This is a genomic window from uncultured Aquincola sp., assembly GCF_964001545.1.
Lineage (GTDB): Bacteria > Pseudomonadota > Gammaproteobacteria > Burkholderiales > Burkholderiaceae_C > Aquincola.
The window spans coordinates 1-21,223 of the sequence record NZ_CAXFDV010000849.1 but is presented as its reverse complement, the minus strand read 5'-3'; the positions used below and the strand labels follow the sequence as shown (position 1 = coordinate 21,223).

Below are 21,223 nucleotides of genomic sequence, written 5' to 3'. Positions count from 1 at the left end.
TCTGCGGCGGTGCCCGTCAACCGGCCATCGCCGCCCGCACCTCGGGCAGGGCCAGCACGTCGTCCAGCGTCTTCTTCAGGCGCTGGAACAGCAGCTCGAACTCGCTCTCGGTGAAGGTGAGCGCCGGCGCAAAGCCCAGGATGTGGTCGCCGAAGGCGCGGAACACCAGGCCGTTGCGGTAGGCGGTGGCGAAGATGCGGTCGGCCAGCCCCAGCGCGGGGTCGAAGGCGCGCTTGCTGGCCTTGTCGGCCACCAGCTCCAGCGCGCCCAGCAGGCCGCGGTGGCGCGAGTCGCCCACCAGCGGATGGTCGCGCAGGCCGTCCAGCCCGGCCGCGAAATGCGCCGCGCCGCGTTGCCCGTTGGCCAGCACGCCGCCTTCCTGGTACAGGCGCAGCACTTCCAGCGCCACGGCCGCGCCCACCGGGTGGCCCGAATAGGTGGCGCCATGGCCGATCGGTGCACCAGCCGGCGCCGCATCGGCGATGGCGGCATACACCTTGTCAGACACCATGGTGGCACCCATCGGCACATAGCCGGCGGTCAGGCCCTTGGCCAGCGTCATCAGGTCGGGCTGCACGCCTTCGGCGTCGCACGCGAACATCGGGCCGGTGCGGCCGAAGCCGGTGATCACCTCGTCCACCACGAACAGGAGGTCCAGCTCATGCGCTGCCACCTGCATGGCCTTGAGCCAGCCCACCGGCGGCACGATGACGCCACCCGAGCCCTGGATGGGCTCGCAGAAGAAGGCGGCCACGTTCTCGGCGCCCAGCTCGGCCACCTTGGCGCGCAGCGCCGCGACCGAGGCCGCGATCACCGCCGCATCGTCCGCGGCTTCGCTGCGGTAGGGGTAGGGGGAAGCGATGTAGTGCTGCGTGGGCAGCGGCAGGTCGAAGCCACGGTGAAAGGCCGGCAGCGCGGTGAGCCCGGCGCCGGTGGACGAGGAGCCGTGATAACCCCGCTGCAGCGAGATGAAGTGCTTCTTGCCCGGCCGGCCGGTGGCGTTGTAGTACTGCACGATGAAGCGCACCGCGGCGTCCACCGCTTCCGAGCCGCCCAGCGTCAGGTAGGCGCGGCTGAGCGAAGCGGGCGTGATCTCGGCCAGCCTGGCGGCCAGGCGGATGGCCGGCTCGCTGGCGAAATGGAAGTAGCCGGTGGCATACGGCAGCTGGCGCAGCTGCTCGGTGGCGGCCTGCACCACGCTTTCCTGGCCGTAGCCCACGTTCACGCACCACAGGCCCGCGAACGCATCCAGCAGCTGGTGGCCGCGGTTGTCGGTGAGGTAGGCACCCTTGGCCGAAGCCAGCACGGCCGGGCCGCGCTGCTCATGCAGGCGCCACGGCGCCACGGGGTGGATCAGGTGCGCGCGGTCCAGCGCGGCCAGTTCGTCGGGGTGGATGGGTGACAGCATGGGGGTGGGCGCGGCGTGCGGCTGGTGGGGCAATCGATGAGCGTCAGCTTAGGCCCGGGTGCACCGTGGGTGATGCTGCTTTGGCCCGCCTGTGTGGCGCAGGCTGCGGTTGTGCGCCGCGCCACGGCACATCGTGCCGCGGGCCTTGCGCTCAATATCCCTTGATGCGATCAACCAATCCGGTCATGGGCTCGCCGGCTTGCCAGCGGCGCAGGTTGTCGATCACCACCTCGGCCGCGGATTGCGGCTGCGTCATGCTGGCGATGTGCGGCGTGATCTGCACCTGCGGGTGGCGCCACAGCGCATGGTCGGCCGGCAGCGGCTCGGGGTCGGTGACGTCCAGCACCGCCTCGGCCAGCTGGCCGCTGTCCAGGGCGGCCAGCAGGTCGGCCTGCACCAGCTGCGGGCCGCGGCCCACGTGCACCAGTTGCGCCCCCCGCGGCAGTTGCGCGAACAGCTGGGCATTGAGCATGCCGCGCGTGGCTTCGGTCAGCGGCAGCAGGCACACCAGGATGTCGGTGCGGGCCAGGAAGCGGGCCAGGCCGTCGGGCCCGGCATGGCATTGCACGCCGGGCAGGGTGTGGGCCGAGCGGCTCCAGCCCGCGCAGTCGAAGCCGAAGTCCACCAGCCGCGCCAGCACCGCCTGGCCCAGCGAACCCAGGCCCAGCACGCCCACGCGGCGCTGGTGCGCCGGCACCACCGGCAGCGGCTGCCAGCGGCCGGCCTGCTGCTGGCGGCGGTATTGCGGCCGGTCGCGGTGCAGGTCCAGCACCGCATGGCTCACGTACTCGACCATGCCGCGGATGATGCCGGGCTCGACCATGCGCACCAGCGGCAGCGTGGGCGGCAGCGCGGCCAGGTCGAACTGGTCGACCCCGGCGCCGGAAGAGAACAGCACCTCCAGGTTCGGGAAGGCGGTGGCCAGGTCGGGCGGCGGCTCCCACGCGGCGATGAAGCGCACCTGCGCCGCATCGCCCACGTCGGGCCAGATGCGAAAGTCCACCTGCGGCAGCTGCTGGCGGAACACCTCGGCCCACAGGCGGCCGCGGGCGGGGTCGGACTTGTAGAGGAAGGTGCAGGGGGCCATGGCGCTGCCGACGCAGCCCCGCCGGGCCGCCCCAAGGGGCTGGGCGCCCCCTTGGGGGGCAGCGAGCGTATGCGAGCTTGGGGGCTGCATTTCAGCCCAATGCCTGGGTGGCCAGCGCGAACAGGCGCACGCCCGGCTGCACCGCGAGCGGCTCGCCGCGCACCATCGTGGTGGGCGCATCCACGCGCAGCAATCCCAGGCTTTCCAGCCATTCGGCCAGACCGCTGTCGAAGTCGATGTCGATGCGCACGAAGCGGCCGGCCGACAGGCCCGACAGGTGGGCGATCAAGGCCTTGGCGCCGTCCGCATCCGGCGCCACCACCGGCCCGATGATGTGGCCACGGCCGAAGCGCCGCAGCATCGCAAAGCCGCGCGCCTGGCCGTCGTGGTCCAGCACCACGGTGGCCTCGGCGCTGGCCAGCAGCTCGTCGATCAGCGCATCGCGCGGCATGCCGCGGGCGGCGGCGTCCAGCGCCTTCAGGGCGTCGGCGTCGTTGCTGCCGGCCGGGCGCAGCCGCCAGCCGGCGTCCAATGCCACCAGCGGCGCGGGCAGGGCGGTGCCCTGGTGCTGCCGCACTTCGCCGCTGCGCACGAAGCCCAGGCGTTCGTACAGGCCGCGGCCTTCGGGCGTGGCATGCAGCAGCACGCTGCGGCCGTCCAGGCCTTCGAGCAGCGCGGTCATCAGCCGGTGGCCGATGCGGCGGCCCTGGCAGGCCGGCGCCACGATCACCAGGCCCAGCGTGGCGTGTTGCGGGCCCCAGCGCCAGCGCAATGCGGTGCCCACGACGGCGCCGTCGCGCTCGGCCACCACGCCGTCGCCCAACGCAAACACCTGCTCCCAGTCGGCAGGGCGGTGCGGCCAGCGCAGGTCGGCGGACAGCGCATGCGCGGCGGCCAGGTCGTCGGCCGTCATGGCGCGCAACAGCACGCCATCGTGCGAGGTGGCCTGTGCGGTTTCGGCATCGATCAATTCAGTCTCCCGTGCAGGATGGGCTGCCGATCTTGCGCACATGTCAGGGTTCACGCTAGTGGATTTCGGGCGCCGAGCGCAACTTGCAAGCATCGGCTGCGGCGGCCTGCGGATTTGCAATTCGCTGCGGCGGGCGGTCCGCCAACGCACACAAATGCCGCGCCACCGTTCCTAGCATCGGCCGCATCGTTTGCACTCTTTGCAAGGCCTGCCGTGTCCGCGTTCCTACCCGAAGAAGTCCAGGTGCCCTCGGGCCATTTCATCGCCGGCCGGCTCGTGCCCGATGCCGGCCGCCTGACGGTGCGCCGACCGTCCGACGGCCAGGTGCACGGCGAGCTGCCGCTGGCCCAGGCCGATGCGGTGGACATCGCCGTGCGCGACGCCGACCAGGCCTGGCGCCGCACCGACTGGGCGCGCCGCGCCCCGCGCGAGCGGGCCCGTGTGCTGCGCCGCTGGGCCGATCTGGTGGAGGCCGACGTGGCCACGCTGGCCCGCATCGAGGCGGTGTGCTCCACCCGTCCAGTGCGTGATGCCATCGCCTGGGACGTGCCCTTCACCGCCGAGGGCCTGCGCTTTTTCGCCGAATACGCCGACAAGCTGGGCGGCGACGTGGCGGCCACCCGCCACGACCAGCTGGGCATGGTGGTGGCCGAGCCCTATGGGGTGGTGGGCGCCATCACGCCCTGGAACTTCCCGCTGGTGATGGCTTCATGGAAGGTGGGCGCGGCGCTGGCCGCCGGCAATGCGGTGGTGCTCAAGCCTTCGGAGATGACGCCGCATTCGGTGCTGCGGCTGGCCGAGCTGGCGGTTCAGGCCGGCGTGCCGCCGGGCCTCTTCAACATCGTGCAGGGCGACGGCCGCAGCACCGGCGATGCACTCACGCGCCATCCGCTCATCGGCAAGATGACCTTCACCGGTTCCACCCAGACCGGCGCCGCCATCATGGCCACCTGCGCGCTGCAAGGCCCCAAGCCGGCCACGCTGGAGCTGGGCGGCAAGAGCCCGCAGCTGGTGTTTGACGATGCGCCCGACCTCGACCGGCTGGCCGCCATCATCGCCGGTGCCATCACCGGCAATGCCGGCCAGGTGTGCGTGGCCGGCTCACGGCTGATCGTGCAGCGCGGCATCGCCGAGGCGCTGGTCGAACGCATCGCCGCGCGCTTTGCGGCCCACCGGCCCGGCGCCACCTGGGACGATGCGGCCACGCTGCCGCCCATCATCTCGGCCGCGCAGGCCCAGCGCATCGCGGCCATCGTGGAGCGGTCGCAGGCGGCCGGCGCCCGCCTGCGCTGCGGCGGCCGGCTGTATGAAGGCACGCCCGGCGGCGCCTACTACCAGCCTACGCTGATCGAGGGCGTGGACGCCGCCAACCCGGCGGTGCAGGAAGAGATCTTCGGCCCGGTGCTCACGGTGCAGACCTTCGACGACGAAGCCGAGGGCCTGGCCCTGGCCGCGCACGAGCGCTATGGCCTGGCGGCCGGCGTGCACACCGCCGACATCGGCAAGGCCTTGCGCGCGATGCGCGGCATCGCCGCCGGCACGGTGTGGATCAACCGCTATGGCCGCAGCAACGACTTCGTCATTCCCACCGGCGGCTACCACCAGTCGGGCATCGGCAAGGACCTGGGCCGCCAGGCGGTGGAGGCCAACCTGCGCTTCAAAAGCGTGCTCATCGACTTTGCCGCCGCCCCCTGAAGGGGCACCCGCGCACGCCGCCTGGGCACACCGCACGGCATGCCGTCAGGCCCCCTTCAAACCACAGCTTCGCTGCGCCAGCCCCGGCCAATACCCCACAACGCAGCGCCGCACGCATGCTGGAATGACACCGAGATGACCAACCAAGGAGCTGCAGTCATGGCCTTCCGACCCAAGTACATCACCTTCGATTGCTACGGCACGCTGACCCGCTTCCGCATGGGCGACATGGCCCGCGAGATGTTCGCCGACCGCATCCCGGCCGAGCGCATGGAGCAGTTCATCGCCGACTTCTCGGCCTACCGCTTCGACGAGGTGCTGGGCGACTGGCAGCCGTATGAGGTGGTGCTCAAGAACGCGGTGCGCCGGCTGTGCAAGAAGTGGGGCATCCAGTACTTCGACCACGAGGCCCAGCAGTACTACGATGCGGTGCCCACCTGGGGCCCGCATGCCGACGTGCCCGCCGGCCTGGCCAAGGTGGCCAAGGAGATCCCGCTGGTCATCCTGTCCAACGCGTCCGACGACCAGATCCAGCGCAACGTGGCGCAGCTGGGCGCGCCCTTCCACCGCGTGTACACCGCGCAGCAGGCCCAGGCCTACAAGCCGCGGCTGAAGGCCTTCGAGTACATGATCGACTCGCTGGGCTGCAACCCGGAAGACCTGCTGCATGTGTCGTCCAGCCTGCGCTACGACCTGATGTCGGCCGACGACCTGGGCATCGTCAACAAGGTGTTCGTCAACCGCGGCCACGGCCCCGGCAACCCGGCCTACCGCTACACCGAGATCGCCGACATCGGCGGCCTGGCCGGCGAGGTCGGCCTGTAAGCCTTCAACGGCCCAAGCCCCGAGCCCCATGAAGCTGGACGCCTACTGGACCGACTCCGCCCCGGCCTTCACGCCGGCGCCGCAGTCCCTGCCCGCGCAGGTGGACGTGGCCATCGTCGGCGCCGGCTTCACCGGCCTGTCGGCCGCCCGGGCACTGGCCCGCCGCGGTGCCCGCGTGCTGGTGCTGGAAGCCGGCCAGCGCGTGGCCGCCGAAGCCTCGGGCCGCAACGGCGGCCATGTGAACAACGGCCTGGCGGTGGACTATGCCGAGGTGGCCGCCAAGGTGGGCCCCGAGACCGCGCGCCGCTGGTACCACGCCTACGACGCGGCGGTGGACAGCGTGGCCCGCGTGGTGGCTGAAGAAGCCATCGACTGCGACTTCCTGCGCCACGGCAAGCTCAAGCTGGCCACCCGCCCGCAGCACCTGGACGCGCTGGCCCGCAGCGCCGAGCGGCTGGTGCGCGACGGCGTGGACACCGACGTGGAAGTGCTGGGCGCCGACCGCGTGCGCGCCGAGGTGCAGAGCGATCGCTTCCACGGCGGGCTGCTGTACAAGCGCAGCGGCCAGATGCACATGGGCCGCTTCGCCCGCGGCCTGGCCGAGGCGGCGCAGCGCCATGGCGCGCAGATCGCGCTGGGCACCGAGGTGCAGCGGCTGCAGCGCATCGGCCGCAGCCAGGCGCACCAGGTGCACACCGCCCGCGGCACGGTGAAGGCCGCCCAGGTGCTGGTGGCCACCGGTGCCACGCGGCATGGCGGCTACGGCAGCTTCGGCTGGCTGCGGCGGCGCATCGTGCCCATCGGCAGCTTCATCGTGGTGACCGAGCCGCTGGGCGCCGAACGGGCGCAGGCGCTGCTGGCCGGGCGCCGCACCTACACCACGGTGGCCAACATCCACCACTACTTCCGGCTCACGGCCGACCACCGGCTGGTGTTCGGCGGCCGGGCGCGCTTTGCCATCAGCAGCCCGCAGTCCGACGCGGCCAGCGGCGAGATTCTGCGCCAGGGCCTGGCCGAGACCTTTCCGCAACTGGGCGAGGTGCGCCTGGACTACTGCTGGGGCGGCCTGGTCGACATGACGCAGGACCGCCTGCCGCATGCTGGCGAGCGCGACGGCCTTTTCTACTCGATGGGCTACAGCGGCCATGGCACCCAGATGTCGGTGCACATGGGCGACTGCATGGCCCGCGTGATGGCCGGCGATGCCGCCGCCAACCCCTGGCAGGGCCGCCATTGGCCCGCCATTCCCGGCCACTTCGGCCCGCCCTGGTTCCTGCCCGCGGTGGGCCTGTACTACCGCCTCAAAGACCGCCTGGCCTGATACCCGTTTCCGATCCCGTTCCCGTTCGTCCGCCACCCACCTCGACCTTCTCAGGAGCATGCAAACATGAGCGACCGCAACAAGCTCGCGCAACTCGTTGGCCCCGGCGACAGCCTGCGCATGATGGACGCGCTGCGGCGCGGCGCCACCCGCCGCGACATCCTGGCGATGCTGGTGGCCGGCGGCATGCAGGCCACGCTGGCAGGGGGCCTGGCGGGCGTGGCGGTGTCCGCCCATGCGCAGACGCCGCGGCGCGGCGGCAAGATCCGCGTGGCCGGCGCCACCGCGGCCGTGACCGACACGCTGGACCCGGCCAAGCAGTCGAACCAGACCGACTACTCGCGCGGCACCATGCTGTACAACGGCTTGTTCGCGCTCGACGGCAGCCTCACGCCGCAGCCGGCGCTGGCCGAATCGTTCAACACCAAGGACGCCAAGACCTGGGTGTTCACGCTGCGCAAGGGTGTCACCTTCCATGACGGCAAGGCGCTGGCGCCGGCCGACGTGGTGTTCTCGCTGCTGCGCCACAAGGACCCGGCCACCGCCTCCAAGGCCAAGGTGCTGGCCGACCAGATCGAGAGCGTCAAAGCCAGCGGCCCGAACGAGGTGACGGTGGTGCTCACCGCCCCCAACGCCGACCTGCCGGTGATTCTGGGCACCTTCCACTTCCACATCGTCAAGGAAGGCACCACCGACTTCGCCGCCGGCATCGGCACCGGGCCCTACAAGCTCAAGGAGTTCAAGCCCGGTGTGCGGTCGGTGATGGTGCGCAACGAGGGCTACTGGAAGCCCGGCAAGCCCTACCTGGACGAGATCGAGTTCGTCGGCATCGGCGACGAGGGCGCCCGCGTCAATGCGCTGCTGTCGGGCGGCATGGACCTGGTGGCCTCGGTCAATCCGCGCTCGGTGGCGCGGGTCAAGGACACGCCCGGCTACGGCATCTTCGTCACCCAGTCGGGCCAGTACTCCGACCTCATCATGCGCAAGGACATGGGGCCGGGCAGCAACCCCGACTTCATCCTGGCAATGAAGCACCTGTTCGACCGCGAGCAGATGAAGAAGTCGGTGGCGCTGGACCATGCGGTGCTGGCCAACGACCAGCCGATCGACCCCACCAACCGCTTTTACTTCGCCGGCCTGCCGCAGCGTACCTTCGACCTCGACAAGGCCAAGTTCCACCTGCAGAAGTCGGGCGTCACCGGCAAGGTGCCGGTGGTCACCTCACCGGCGGCCATGTACTCGACCGAGTTCGCGCTGGTGATGCAGCAGGCCGCGCAGCGCATCGGCCTGGACCTGGACGTCAAGCGCATGCCGGCCGACGGCTACTGGTCGAACCACTGGCTCAACAGCCCGGTGGGCTTTGGCAACGTGAACCCGCGCCCCAGCGCCGACACGCTGCTGACCCAGTTCTTCAAGTCGGACGCAGCCTGGAACGAATCTCGCTGGAAGAGCGACAAGTTCGACCAGCTGCTGCTGGCCTCCCGTGCCGAAACCGACCTCGCCAAGCGCAAGCAGATGTACGCCGACATGCAAACCATGATCCACCAGGAAGCCGGCATCGGCATCCCGCTGTTCCTGGCCAGCATCGACGGGCACAGCAGCAAGTTGAAGGGCCTGTCGCCCATCCCGCTGGGCGGGCTGATGGGTTACTCGTTCGCCGAGAACGTCTGGCTGGAAGCCTGACGCTTCTTCGCGCCTTCCACGCCGCACTTCCAAGCCGCACGCCAGGAGCGCCGCCGATGAACCTCTTGATCTTCAAGCTGCTGGGCCAGCGGGTGGCGCTGGCGCTGCTGTCGCTGCTGGCGGTGTCGGTGGTGGTGTTCGCCATCACCTCGGTGCTGCCGGGCGACGCGGCGCAGGAACAGCTGGGCCAGGAAGCCACACCCGAAGCGCTGGCCGCCCTGCGCGCCCAGATGGGCCTGGACGTGCCCGGCCCGGTGCGCTACGGCCGCTGGCTGGCCGGCCTGGTCACCGGCAACCCCGGCACCAGCTCGGTCACGCAGATGCCGGTGGCCGAACTGGTGGCCAGCCGGTTGCCCAACTCGCTGCTGCTGGCCGCCGTTACCGCGCTGTTCTCGGTGCCCATCGCGCTGACGCTGGGCATTGCCTCGGCGGTGTGGCGCGGCTCCTGGTTCGACCGCGCGGCTTCGTCGGCCGCGGTGGGCGTGGTGTCGGTGCCCGAGTTCCTGGTGGCCACGCTGGCGGTGCTGGTGTTCGCGGTCAAGCTGCGCTGGCTGCCGGCGCTGTCGTACGTGTCCGAGATCGACTCGCTCGGCCAGATGCTCAAGGCCTTTGCGATGCCGGTGCTCAGCCTGTGCTGCGTGATCGTGGCGCAGATGATGCGCATGACCCGCGCCGCGGTGATCGACCAGCTGGAAGCGCCCTACATCGAGATGGTGCGGCTCAAGGGCGCCTCGCCGATGCGCATGGTGCTGGCCCATGCGCTGCCCAATGCCATCGGGCCCATCGCCAATGCGGTGGCGCTGAGCCTGTCGTACCTGCTGGGCGGGGTCATCATCATCGAGACCATCTTCAACTACCCCGGCATCGCCAAGCTGATGGTCGATGGCGTCAGCCAGCGCGACATGCCGCTGGTGCTGGCCTGCGCCATGATCTTCTGCACCGGCTACCTGCTGCTCGTCACGCTGGCCGACCTGTGCGCCATCGTGGCCAACCCGCGCCTGCGGCACCAATGACCATGCCAGCCGTCGAGGAAAGAGCGCCTGCGATGAACACCACCACCACCGCGGCGGCACCGGCCGCCCTGGGGCTGCCGGCCGGCCCCGCCCGGCCCGTGCCGGCCCCCACCTTGCCGGCGGAAGCCCCTGCCACCACACAACCCCGCCGGCGGCGCCGCTTCAACGCAGGCGGCCTGCTGGGCGCTGCGGTGCTGCTGTTCTGGCTGCTGGCGGCCGCCTTCGGCCCCAGCCTGTTGCAGCACGACATGGCGGCGATGGGCAACGGCGGCGTATTCGCGCCGGCCAGCACGCAGCACTGGCTGGGCACCGACTACCTGGGCCGCGACATGCTGGCGCGGGTGATCGAAGGTGCCCGCTACACCGTGGGCGTGGCCCTGCTGGCCACGCTGCTGGCCAGCGGCATCGGCACCTCGCTGGCGCTGCTGGCCGCGGCCACCGGCGGCTGGGTGGATGCGGTGCTGAGCCGCACGCTGGACACGCTCACCGCCATTCCCAGCAAGATGTTCGCGCTGATCATCGTCGCGGGCTTCGGCTCTTCCATCGGGGTGCTGGTGGCCACCGCGGCCATCATCTACGTGCCGGGGGCCTACCGCATCGCCCGCTCGCTGGCGGTCAACATCAATGCGATGGACTACGTGACCGTGGCCCGCAGCCGGGGCGAGGGCACGCTCTACATCATGCTGCGCGAGATCGCGCCCAACATCGTGGGCCCGATGCTGGCCGACCTGGGCCTGCGCTTCGTCTACATCGTGCTGCTGCTGGCGGGCCTGAGCTTCCTGGGCCTGGGCGTGCAGCCGCCGGCCGCCGACTGGGGTTCGCTGGTGCGCGAGAACATCGGCGCGCTGGCCGACGGCCGCGCCGCGGTGCTGGCCCCGGCCTTTGCCATCGCCAGCCTCACCATCGCGGTGAACCTGGTCATCGACAACCTCCCCGGCCGCCTGGCCAGGGAACGGGGAGCACGCTGATGGGCGCTTCGGTACAGGTGCAGGGCCTCACGATCGAGGCCGGCGGGCAGACGCTGGTCGACCGACTCAGCTTCCACATCCAGCCCGGCGAGGTGCTGGCGCTGATCGGTGAATCGGGCTCGGGCAAGACCACCACCGCGCTGGCACTGATGGGTTATGCACGCCATGGCTGCAGCATCACCGGCGGCAGCGTGCGCATCGGCGAGACCGACGTGCTGCACCTGTCGCCCGCCCAGCAGCGCGCGCTGCGCGGCCGCCGTGTGGCCTACATCGCGCAAAGCGCGGCGGCCTCCTTCAACCCGTCGCGCACGGTGATGGACCAGGTGGTGGAGCCGGCGTGCATCCACCACCTGATGCCCCGCGCCGAGGCCGAGGCCAAGGCGGTGCAGCTGTTCCGCGAACTGGCGCTGCCCGACCCCGAGCACATCGGCGAGCGTTATCCGCACCAGGTGTCGGGCGGCCAGTTGCAGCGGCTGATGGCGGCGATGGCGCTGATCGCCGACCCCGACCTGGTGATCCTGGACGAGCCCACCACCGCGCTGGACGTGACCACGCAGATCGAGGTGCTGCGCGCTTTCCGCCGCGTGGTGCGCGACCGCCAGGCCACCGCGGTGTACGTGAGCCACGACCTGGCGGTGGTGGCGCAGATGGCCGACCACATCCTGGTGCTGCGCAATGGCGTGATGCAGGAGCTGGCGCCCACCGGCCAGCTGCTGGACGCACCGGCCGCCGACTACACCCGCTGCCTGCTGGCCGCAGCACGCCCGGTGCCACGCGGCGGCGGCGCGATGTCGGCCGATGGCCAGCTGCTGCTGGAAGTGCGCGGCCTGTGCGCCGGCTATGGCCCGCTGGATGCGCAGGGCCAACCCGCCAAGCCCATCCTGCAAGACATCGACCTCAAGCTGTACCGCGGCCAGGCCATCGGCGTCATCGGCGAATCGGGCTCGGGCAAGACCACGCTGGCGCGTGCGGTGGCCGGGCTGGTGGCGCCCAGTGCCGGGCACATCCTGTTCAACGGCCGCTACCTCAAGCCCACGGTGGCGCAGCGCACGCAGGAAGAGCTGCGCCAGGTGCAGATCGTGTTCCAGATGGCCGACACCGCGCTCAATCCTTCGCACCACATCGAGCGCATCCTGGCCCGGCCGCTGCAGTTCTACAAGGGCCTGCGCGGCGCCGCGCTGCAAAAGCGCATCCATGAGCTGCTGGACCTGGTGCAGCTGCCGCGCAGCGTGGCGGGCCGCCTGCCGGGTGGCCTGTCGGGCGGGCAGAAGCAGCGGGTGAACCTGGCCCGTGCGCTGGCGGCCGACCCCGACCTGATCCTGTGCGACGAAGTCACCTCGGCACTCGACACCGTGGTGGGCGCCGCGGTGCTGGACCTGATCGCCGAGCTGCGGCGCGAGCTGGGCGTGTCGTACCTCTTCATCAGCCACGACCTGCACACCGTCAAGGCGGTGTGCGACGAGATCGTGGTGATGCAGCACGGCCGCAAGCTGGCCCAGGTGGCCCGCGCCGACTTCGACCGTGGCGACCACCACCCCTACTACCAGCTGCTGGAACGCTCGGTGCCCGAGCTGCGCCGCGGCTGGCTCGACGAGATGCACCCGGCCCACGGGCCCCAAACCGCTGCGCAGGCAGCCACGATGTGATGTCCCCAGCCTCCGCTTCCATGTCCTTGCCCCACCCCCTGGCGCTGCGGCGCGACGACCTGCTGCCCGGCCGCAACTTCATCAACGGCCAGTGGCGCGAAGGCGCGGCCGGCCGCTGGCTGGAGGTCAGCGACCCCGCCACCGACGCCGTGTTCGCCCAGGTGCCCGACAGCAGCGCCGCCGATGCGCAGGCCGCGGTGGACGCGGCCCACGCCGCCTTTGCCAGCTGGCGCATGGTGCCGGCCAAGCAGCGCGCGCAGATCATCAAGCGCTGGCATGCGCTGATCCAGCTTCACCACGAAGACCTGGGCCGGCTCATCAGCCGCGAGCAGGGCAAGCCGCTGGCCGAAGGCCGGGGCGAAGTGGCCTATGCCGCCAGCTACGTGGACTGGTTTGCCGAAGAGGCGGTGCGGTCCAACGGCGAGGTGATTCCCGCGCCGGTGAGCGGCCGCCGCATGCTGGCCCTGAAAGAGCCGGTGGGCGTGGTGGCCGCCATCACGCCGTGGAACTTTCCGGCCGCGATGATCGCCCGCAAGATCGCCCCGGCGCTGGCCGCCGGCTGCACCGTGGTGTGCAAGCCGGCCGAAGACACGCCGCTCACCTCATTGGCGCTGGTGCGCCTGGCGCAGGAAGCGGGCGTGCCGGCCGGGGTGCTCAACATCGTCACCGCCTCGCGCGAGCGCACGCCCGAGGTGGTGGACGTGTGGCTGGCCGACAGCCGGGTGCGCAAGATCACCTTCACCGGCAGCACGCCGGTGGGCAAGCACCTGGCGCGTGAATCGGCCACCACGCTCAAGAAGCTGTCGCTGGAGCTGGGCGGCAATGCGCCCTTCATCGTGTTCGAGGATGCCGACCTGCCGGCCGCGGTGGAGGGCCTGATGGCCGCCAAGTTCCGCAACGGCGGCCAGACCTGCGTGTGCCCCAACCGGGTGTTCGTGCAGGCACAGGTGCACGACCGCTTCGTCGAGCTGCTGGCCGCGCGCGTGGGCGCCTTGCAGGTGGGCCCGGCCACCGATGCGGCCTCGCAGATCGGGCCGATGATCAACGCCCGGGCGGTGGACAAGATAGCCCGCCATGTGCAGGACGCGCTGCAGCGCGGCGCACAGGTGGTGGTGGGTGGCCGGCGGCTGCCGGCACTGGGCCCCAACTACTACGCACCCACGGTGCTGGTGGGCGCCGATGCCACCATGGCCTGCAGCTGCGAAGAAACCTTTGGCCCGGTGGTGCCCATCACCCGCTTCGAAACCGAAGCCGAGGTGGTGGCCGCGGCCAACGACACGCCCTTCGGCCTGGCGGCCTACTTCTTCTCCAACGACGTGCGCCGCATCTGGCGCGTGGCCGATGCGCTGGAAACCGGCATCGTCGGCATCAACGAAGGGGCGCTGGCGGCCGAGGCCGCGCCCTTCGGCGGCGTCAAGGAATCCGGCTACGGCCGTGAAGGCTCCACCCACGGGCTGGAGGACTACCAGCACATGAAGTACGTGTGTCAGGGCGGGCTGGCCTGAAGCAGCAGCCGCTGCAGATCCCCCACGCTGGCCGGCTTGACCAGGTGCGCTTCGAAGCCGCTGTCGGCTGAACGTTGCAGGTCGCGCTGCTGGCCGAAGCCGGTGAGCGCGACCAGGCGGGGCGGGCGGGGGCCGGCCAGCTCGCGCAGACGGCGGCCCAGCGCGTAGCCGTCGATGTCGGGCAGGCCGATGTCCAGCAGCACCAGGTCGGGCAAGGCCGTCTGCGCCAGCTGCAGCGCCGACTTGCCATCGTGCGCCACCTGCACCTGGCTGCCCAGCTCGCGCAGCAGCAGCGCCACGGCCTGGCCGGCGTCGATGTTGTCGTCCACCACCAGCACCCGCAGGCCGGGGCGGGCCGCGCCCGCGCTGCGCGGTGCGGCCGCTGGCGTGGGCTCGGCACCCTCGGGCAGGGCCTGGCTCAAGGGCAGCCTGAGGGTGAAGGTGCAGCCCTGGTCCGGACCCTCGCTGCGCGCCTGCAGCTGGCCGCCGTGCAGCTGCGCCAGGTTGCGTGCGATGGTCAGGCCCAGGCCCAGGCCGCCCACCGGGCGGTCCCGGCGCTGCGGCCCCTGCACGAAGAGGTCGAACACGCGCTCGCATTCGGCGGCGGTCAGGCCCACGCCGTTGTCCACCACGTCCAGCACCACCCAGTCGCCCTGGCGCGCCGCCTGCAGGCCGATGTGACCGCCGGCCGGCGTGTACTTGGCGGCATTGGCCAGCAGGTTGGCCACCACCTGCGTCAGGCGGTCGGCGTCGGCCAGCACCGTCAGGCCCCGCTCGGGCACCTGCAGCAGCAGCCGGTGCTGGCGCTGGTCGATCAACGGCGCCACGGTTTCCACCGCCTTGGCCACCACGGCCTGCAGCTCCACCGGCACGCGCCGCAGTTCCACCACGCCGCGCGTGATGCGCGAGACGTCCAGCAGGTCGTCGATCAGCCGCACCATGTGGCGCACCTGGCGGTCGATCATGTCCAGCTCGGGCAGGGTCATGCCGGTGGTGCGTCGGCGCACCAGTTCCACCGCGGTGACGATGGGCGACAGCGGGTTGCGCAGCTCATGGCCCAGCATCGCGATGAACTCGTCCTTCACGCGGTTGGCCTGCTCGGCGCGGCCGCGCGCCACCACCACCTCGTGCACGTCCGAGGCCACGGTGGCAATGCCTTCCACCCGCCCGTCGGGGCCCACCAGCGGCTGGTAGATCAGGTCGAAGTGCCGCTCCTGCGGCGCCTGGCCGTCGGCGTCGCACAGCATCACCTTCATCGGGCTGGCGGCAAAGGCCTCGCCGGTGCGGAACACGCGGTCGCACAGCTCGAACACGCCCTGGCCCTGCAGGTCGGGAAAGTTCTCGCGCATGCTGCGGCCGATCAGCGTGCGGCCGGGCACGAAGCGGCGGTAGTGCTGGTTGGCGTACTCGAAGACATGGTCGGGCCCGACCGTCACTGCGATGCCCACCGGCGCCTGTTCCAGCACCTCGGCCAGGCGCGAGCTGAAATGCCGCTGCACGCGGTCGATGCGCGCGCGCATCAGCTGGCTCTCGATGCGGGCCACCAGCTCCTTGCTGGAAAAGGGCTTGGTCAGGTAGTCGTCGGCGCCGGCCGCCAGGCCCGCCACCTTGGCTTCGTCGCCCACGCGGGCCGAGATCAGGATCACTGGCAGGGCCCGCAGCCGCGGATTGGCGCGCACCCGCTGCACCAGGGCCAGGCCGTCCAGGCGCGGCATCATCACGTCGGTCAGCAGCAGGTCGGGCAGGCGCTCGGCCATGGCCCCCAGGGCCGCCTCGCCGTCGGCCACGCAGCGCACGTCCCAGTGCGGCGCCAGGACGCGGCGCAGGTACTCGCGCATGTCCTCGTTGTCGTCGGCCACCAGCACCTGCGAGCGGCCCCCCGGCACGGCCGGTTCGGGCGCGGGATCGGGCGCAGGCCGATCCGCCAGCGCCGCGCGCGTGCCGTCGTAGACCGAGGGCAGCTCCGGGTTCCAGGGCCTGACCGGCGTGTCCGGCGCGCCGGCGAGCGCGGCGGGCAGCCGCACGGTGAAGGTGCTGCCCACCTCGGGCTCGCTGCTCACGCGGATGTCGCCGCCGTGCAGGGCCACCAGTTCACGCGTCAGGGCCAGGCCGATGCCGGTGCCTTCGTCGGTGCGCCCGCGCCGGGTATTGCCGCGGAAAAAGCGCTGGAACAGCCGTGCCTGGTCGGCCGCAGGAATGCCCACGCCGGTGTCGGCCACGGTGAGTTCGGCGCCTTCGGGCAGCTCGCGCAGGCGCACGCGGATCTCGCCGGCCAGGGTGTACTTGTAGGCGTTGGACAGCAGGTTGCCGACCACCTTCTCCCACATGTCGCGGTCCACGCGGTAGGGGCGCAGGGGTGTGGCGGTGTCCACCCGCAGCCGCAGGCCGCCGGCTTCGATGGTCGAGCGGAACAGCGATGCCACGTCGGCCGTGGCCGCGGCCAGGTCGGTGGCTTCGAGCTGGGCGCTCAGCCGGCCGGCCTCCAGCTGCGAGAAATCGAGCAGCGTGTCCACCAGCTGCTGCAGCCGCTGCGCGTTGCGCCGCACCATGGCCAGCTCGTCCTGGTGCGGGTGGTCGCTGCGCAGCGCGGTGTCCAGCGGGCCCAGCATCAGCATCAGCGGCGTGCGCAGCTCATGGCTCACGTTGCTGAAGAACAGCGACTTGGCGCGGTCCAGCTCGGCCAGGGCTTCCACGCGGGCGCGTTCGCGCTCGTAGCGCAGCACGCCGCCCAGCAGTTCGTTCACATGGCGTGCGGCCAGCGCGATGAATTCGCGGTAGGCCTCGTCCAGCGGGCAGCGCGGGCTCAGGCCCAGCAGCAGCGCCGCGCGGCGTTCGGGCCACAGGGCCGGCAGCGGCACCACCATGAAGTGGCGGGGCTGCTCGGGATAGGGTCCGCCCGAGACGGTGATGCCGCCGGCTTCCACCAGGCGCGGTCCGGCATCGGGTTGCTGCAGCACGCCGGCGATGGCGGCGGGCAGGGAGGCGGGCTCGTCTGTGGCGGTCGCTTCCCGCGCGGGCGCCACCGACAGCACTTCGGGCAGGCTGGTGCCATCCAGCGGCTGGCTGGCCACCACCGCGCGGGCTTCGTCGGCCTGTGCCAGGTACAGCGCCGCGAACGGGGTGTCTTCGGGGCTGGCAGTCAGGCCCTGCACCGCCTGGCGGCAGGCGGCGTCCAGCGTGGCGGCGGGCAGCTCGGTGGCGGCCAGGCGGGTGAGGGTGCGCAACCGGCGGGCGCTGACCACCGCGGCCGTGGTTTCGGTGCAGGGGGTGAACACGCCGTCCACCCGGCCGTCTTCCGACAGGATGGGGCCGTAGGTGAAGCGCACGAACACCTCTTCGGCCGGCAGGTGGCGGGCGAAGAAGTACTGCACGTCTTCCGACCAGGTGGCCTCGCCGGTGCGCATCACGCCTTCCAGCATCGGGCCGATGGTGGTCCAGATCTCGGCCCAGCACACCTGGCCGGGCTGGCCCAGGGTCTCGGGGTGCTTGCCGGCGCCCAGGAAGGAGATGTAGGCGTCGTTGTAGAGCACCGTCAGCTCAGGGCCCCACCACAGCAGGATGGGAAAGCGCGAGGTCAGGCACAGGCTGACCGACAGCCGCAGGTGCGGCGGCCAGAGCGCCGGATCGCCCAGCGCGGTGCGGGCCCAGTCCTTGGCGCGCATGCGCCGGGCCATCTCGCTGTCGCCCGGAAAGATGCGCCGCAGCAGGGTGTCGCGGTCGGGCACGTGGGGGGTGGTCCAGGGGGGCATGGGCGCCCCTCGGCAAGCACCGGACCCGCCCTGCCCAGTATGCTGGGCGCCCCCGCCGTCCCCGGAGTTGCCGTCTTGAAGTCCTTGCGTGCCCAGCTCACGCTGTTCTGGTTGATCCTGCTGACGGTGTGCGTGGGCCTGGCGATGGTGATGGTGCTGCTCTTCCGGCACAGCGCCGGCCTGCAGATCGAGCAGGCGCAGGCCCGGGCCGCGGCCTCCTGCGGCGCCATCGCCCAGCGCTATGCCAAGTCGTTGAACGACCCGCAACGGGCCGAGCCGCAGCTCGACCTGCTGCAAGTGCTGCTGCAGCTGGTGCTGGTGGCCGAACCGCATGTGGAAGGCGGCGTGTGGCGCGCGGGGCAGGGCTTCATCGCCTATGCCTACCCCACCTACGAAGGCACCAGCGTCAAGCGCGACGTGCCCGAGGCGGAGCAGGCCCACATCGCCGCGCTGTCGCAGGTGGTGGCGCGCCGCCAGCAGGCCGATACCGACGTGGTGCGCGCCTCGCGCGAGGCCTTGATCGTCTCGGCCTGCCCGCTGCAGTCGCCGGGCAAGGACCTGGCCGCCTGGACCATGACCCGCACCTCGCTGGCCACGCTGGACGCTCAGCGCAGCCTGCGCTGGGGCCTGGGCGCGCTGCTGGCCTTCGTGCTGGCCTCGGGCCTGTGGCTGGGCACCATCGTGCTGCGCGGCCGGCGCCACCTGCAGCGGCTGCACGACCAGCTGGCCCAGGCCGATGGCAGCGAAGCGGCCCCGCCCATCAGCCCCACCGGCCTGCGCGAGCTGGACGCGCTGATCAGCGGCCTCAACGGCTACCGCGCCCGCTTCGAGGCCGCCCGCAGCCAGCTGCGCGAGGCCGAGCGCAGCCGCTCGCGCGACCAGCGGCTGGCGGCGCTGGGCCGCATGACCGGCGGCATCGCGCACGAGATCCGCAACCCGATTGCGGCGATGCGGCTGAAGGCCGAGAACGCGCTGGCCGGCCCGCCCGAGCGGCAGCCGCAGGCGCTGCAGCTCATCCTCGATCAGGTGGGCCGGCTCGACGGCCTGGTGCAAAGCCTGCTGGCGGTGGTGCAGCCGCTGAACCTGCAACTGCAGCCGGTGGGGCTGGCCGACTTCGGCCACCAGCGCCTGGCGGCGGCGCAAAGGCAGGCCGACCAGCGCGGCGTCAAGCTGGCGCTGCAAGTGCCTGAAGCTTTGTGCGCGCAGCTCGATGCCAACCACCTGGCCCGCGCCATCGACAACCTGCTGGACAACGCGGTGCGCCATGCGCCGGCCGGCAGCACGGTGGCGCTGACCATCGCCCAGGCGGCCGGCGGCGGGTTGACGCTGACGGTGCGCGACCACGGCCCCGGCGTGCCGCCCGAATTGCAGGGCCAGCTGTTCGAGCCCTTTGCCACCGGCCGGCCCGACGGCACCGGCCTGGGCCTGGCGCTGGCGCGCGAGGTGGCGCTGGCCCATGGTGGCGAGCTGCGGCATGAGGCACCGGCCGATGGCGGTGCCCGCTTCACGATGGAGCTGCCATGGCGCGCCTGCTGATCATCGACGACGACGACGCCTTCCGCGACACGCTGGCCGAGACGCTGGACAGCCTGGGCCACGAGGTGCAGCCCGCCGTCAGCGGGCAGCAGGGGCTGCAGGCCTTGGCGCACGGCCGCTTCGACGCGGTGTTCCTCGACCACCGCATGCCCGGCATGGACGGCCTGCAGACGCTGGAGGCGATGCAGGCGCAGCTGTCGCCCGGCCGCACGCTGCCGCCGGTGATCGTGCTCACCGCCCATGCCAGCGGCCACAACACCATTGCCGCGATGCGGCTGGGCGCGTTCGACCACCTGACCAAGCCCATCGGTCGCGACGCGGTGCAGGAGGTGCTGTCGCGTGCGCTGCGCGAGCAGGCCGATGCGGCCCGGCCCGCGCCCGCGGCCGAAGAAGGCGAGGGCGAGCTCATTGGCGTCAGCGCCCCGATGCGCGAGGTGCACAAGCGCATCGGCCTGGCCGCGGCCAGCGATGCGCCGGTGCTGGTGCTGGGTGAAACCGGCACCGGCAAGGAACAGGTGGCGCGGGCGCTGCACCGCCATTCGGCACGCGCGGGCCGGCCCTTCGTGGCGGTGAACTGCGCCGCCATTCCCAAAGACCTGCTGGAAAGCGAGCTGTTCGGCCATGTGCGCGGCGCCTTCACCGGCGCGGTGGCCGACCGGCCGGGCAGCTTCCGGGCGGCCGATGGCGGCGTGCTGCTGCTCGACGAGATCGGCGACATGGCGCCCGCGGTGCAGGCCAAGATCCTGCGCGTGCTGCAGGAGGGCGAGGTAGTGCCGCTGGGCGCCCACAAGCCGGTGAAGGTGGACGTGCGCGTGGTGGCCGCCACCCACCGCGACCTGGGCGCCGCGGTGCGCGAAGGCCAGTTCCGCGAAGACCTGATGTACCGGCTGGACGTGCTGTCCATCCGCCTGCCGCCGCTGCGCGAGCGGCTGGCCGACATCATCCTGCTGGCCGAGCATTTCCTGCGGCTGGCGGCTGGTGGCCAGCCGCCCAAGCAGCTGTCGGCCACGGCCGCGCAGGCCTTGCTGCGCCATCCCTGGCCGGGCAACGTGCGCGAGCTGCGCAACCTGGCCGAGCGCTGCCAGGCGCTGGTGCGCCATGCCGTCATCGAAGCGGCCGACCTGGGCCTGGCTGCCGGCGGGGCGGGCGACACGGTGTCGGGCGGCCTGCCCGCCGACTGGCTGGCCAGCGACCTGCCCACCGCCACCGAGCGGCTGGAGCGGGCGCTGATTGCCCATGCGCTGGCGCAGGCCCAGGGCAACCGGGCCGAAGCCGCACGCCGCCTGGGCATTCACCGCCAGCTGCTGTACCGCAAGCTGGCGCAGTACGGCCTGGGCGACTAGTCGGACAGCCGCCGGACACCTGTCCGCCAGGTGTCCGCCAAACGGACACCCGCTGTCCGCGGGTCATCCAGCCGGACACTTGTTGTTCTTCGCAAGTCATTGATTTCATTGAGTTTTACGCCTGGCACGCGTCTTGGAATGGAAAGCGCACCCACCAAGGAGCGAATGCCATGACAGCCCATCGATTTGCCAGCTTCCTGACCACCACCGCCGCCGCCGTGCTGCTGACCACCCAGGCTTGGGCGCAGCCCGCAGCGCCCGCCACGCCGGACGCGCCCCCGCCCGTGGCTGCGCCCAGCCAGCCTGGCCCTGTCGGCGGCCCGGCCACTCGCCCCGACCAGCCGCCGCCGTTGGCCGCCCCCGGCGCGCGCCCGCCGCGCCCCGGCGCCCCCGGCCGTGCCGGCATGCCCCCGCCCCCGCCGGTGGTCGAAGCGCAGGCCACCGTCAGCGGCCAGGTGAGCCGCTGGCTGCTCA

The 21,223-nt window shown here is 71.7% G+C and carries 14 protein-coding genes and 1 pseudogene; 11 read left to right on the top strand and 4 right to left on the bottom strand.

Annotation, left to right across the window (positions count from 1 at the left end):
* Positions 1-16: 16 nt before the first annotated feature.
* The 3 genes from ABNT58_RS29365 to ABNT58_RS29355 form a co-directional block, all read right to left on the bottom strand.
* A complete protein-coding gene (locus ABNT58_RS29365) occupies positions 17-1,408 on the bottom strand; it encodes an aminotransferase class III-fold pyridoxal phosphate-dependent enzyme (RefSeq protein ID WP_348756884.1) in 1,392 nt (463 codons plus the stop codon).
* 151 nt (positions 1,409-1,559) lie between these two features.
* On the bottom strand, positions 1,560-2,495 hold the full coding sequence (locus ABNT58_RS29360; protein ID WP_348756883.1) for a glyoxylate/hydroxypyruvate reductase A: 936 nt from the start codon (positions 2,493-2,495) through the stop codon (positions 1,560-1,562).
* A gap of 91 nt (positions 2,496-2,586) precedes the next feature.
* Positions 2,587-3,408 carry a GNAT family N-acetyltransferase gene (locus ABNT58_RS29355; protein WP_348756892.1) on the bottom strand — a complete coding sequence of 274 codons (822 nt, stop codon included), beginning with the start codon at positions 3,406-3,408 and terminating at the stop codon, positions 2,587-2,589.
* Positions 3,409-3,678: 270 nt separating this feature from the next.
* Here ABNT58_RS29355 and ABNT58_RS29350 point away from each other — a divergent pair, with 270 nt between their 5' ends.
* The 8 genes from ABNT58_RS29350 to ABNT58_RS29315 all read left to right on the top strand — a co-directional run bounded on the left by ABNT58_RS29350 (position 3,679) and on the right by ABNT58_RS29315 (position 14,121).
* Positions 3,679-5,160 (top strand): aldehyde dehydrogenase family protein, encoded by a 1,482-nt coding sequence (locus ABNT58_RS29350; protein ID WP_348756882.1) that lies wholly within the window; start codon positions 3,679-3,681, stop codon positions 5,158-5,160.
* A 159-nt stretch (positions 5,161-5,319) separates the two neighbouring features.
* On the top strand, positions 5,320-5,985 hold the full coding sequence (locus tag ABNT58_RS29345; protein WP_348756881.1) for a haloacid dehalogenase type II: 666 nt from the start codon (positions 5,320-5,322) through the stop codon (positions 5,983-5,985).
* A 28-nt stretch (positions 5,986-6,013) separates the two neighbouring features.
* Positions 6,014-7,306, top strand: a complete 1,293-nt coding sequence (locus ABNT58_RS29340) for an FAD-binding oxidoreductase (RefSeq protein ID WP_348756880.1) — start codon at positions 6,014-6,016, stop codon at positions 7,304-7,306.
* A gap of 66 nt (positions 7,307-7,372) precedes the next feature.
* The gene (locus tag ABNT58_RS29335; RefSeq protein WP_348756879.1) at positions 7,373-8,989 is read left to right on the top strand and encodes an ABC transporter substrate-binding protein; all 1,617 of its coding nucleotides are present in this window, start codon (positions 7,373-7,375) and stop codon (positions 8,987-8,989) included.
* Positions 8,990-9,045: 56 nt separating this feature from the next.
* On the top strand, positions 9,046-10,002 hold the full coding sequence (locus tag ABNT58_RS29330; RefSeq protein WP_348756878.1) for an ABC transporter permease: 957 nt from the start codon (positions 9,046-9,048) through the stop codon (positions 10,000-10,002).
* Between the two features lie 32 nt (positions 10,003-10,034).
* A complete protein-coding gene (locus ABNT58_RS29325; protein ID WP_348756877.1) occupies positions 10,035-10,970 on the top strand; it encodes an ABC transporter permease in 936 nt (311 codons plus the stop codon).
* Positions 10,970-12,616, top strand: a complete 1,647-nt coding sequence (locus ABNT58_RS29320; RefSeq protein ID WP_348756876.1) for an ABC transporter ATP-binding protein — start codon at positions 10,970-10,972, stop codon at positions 12,614-12,616. The genes ABNT58_RS29325 and ABNT58_RS29320 overlap by 1 nt, the downstream gene beginning before the upstream one ends.
* Before the next feature lie 20 nt (positions 12,617-12,636).
* Positions 12,637-14,121, top strand: coding sequence for an NAD-dependent succinate-semialdehyde dehydrogenase (locus ABNT58_RS29315; RefSeq protein ID WP_348756875.1), 1,485 nt, complete (start codon positions 12,637-12,639; stop codon positions 14,119-14,121).
* Here ABNT58_RS29315 and ABNT58_RS29310 read toward each other — a convergent pair.
* A complete protein-coding gene (locus ABNT58_RS29310; RefSeq protein WP_348756874.1) occupies positions 14,103-17,870 on the bottom strand; it encodes an ATP-binding protein in 3,768 nt (1,255 codons plus the stop codon). The genes ABNT58_RS29315 and ABNT58_RS29310 overlap by 19 nt on opposite strands.
* 75 nt (positions 17,871-17,945) lie before the next feature.
* On the opposite strand from ABNT58_RS29310, the gene ABNT58_RS29305 reads away from it, so the two are divergent.
* The 3 genes and pseudogenes from ABNT58_RS29305 to ABNT58_RS29295 form a co-directional block, all read left to right on the top strand.
* Entirely contained in the window at positions 17,946-19,406 is a 1,461-nt protein-coding gene (locus tag ABNT58_RS29305) for a HAMP domain-containing sensor histidine kinase (RefSeq protein ID WP_348756873.1), read from the top strand.
* Positions 19,391-20,749, top strand: a complete 1,359-nt coding sequence (locus ABNT58_RS29300; RefSeq protein WP_348756872.1) for a sigma-54 dependent transcriptional regulator — start codon at positions 19,391-19,393, stop codon at positions 20,747-20,749. The genes ABNT58_RS29305 and ABNT58_RS29300 overlap by 16 nt, the downstream gene beginning before the upstream one ends.
* A 170-nt stretch (positions 20,750-20,919) precedes the next feature.
* Positions 20,920-21,223, top strand: a pseudogene (locus ABNT58_RS29295) (hypothetical protein); the annotation flags it as partial.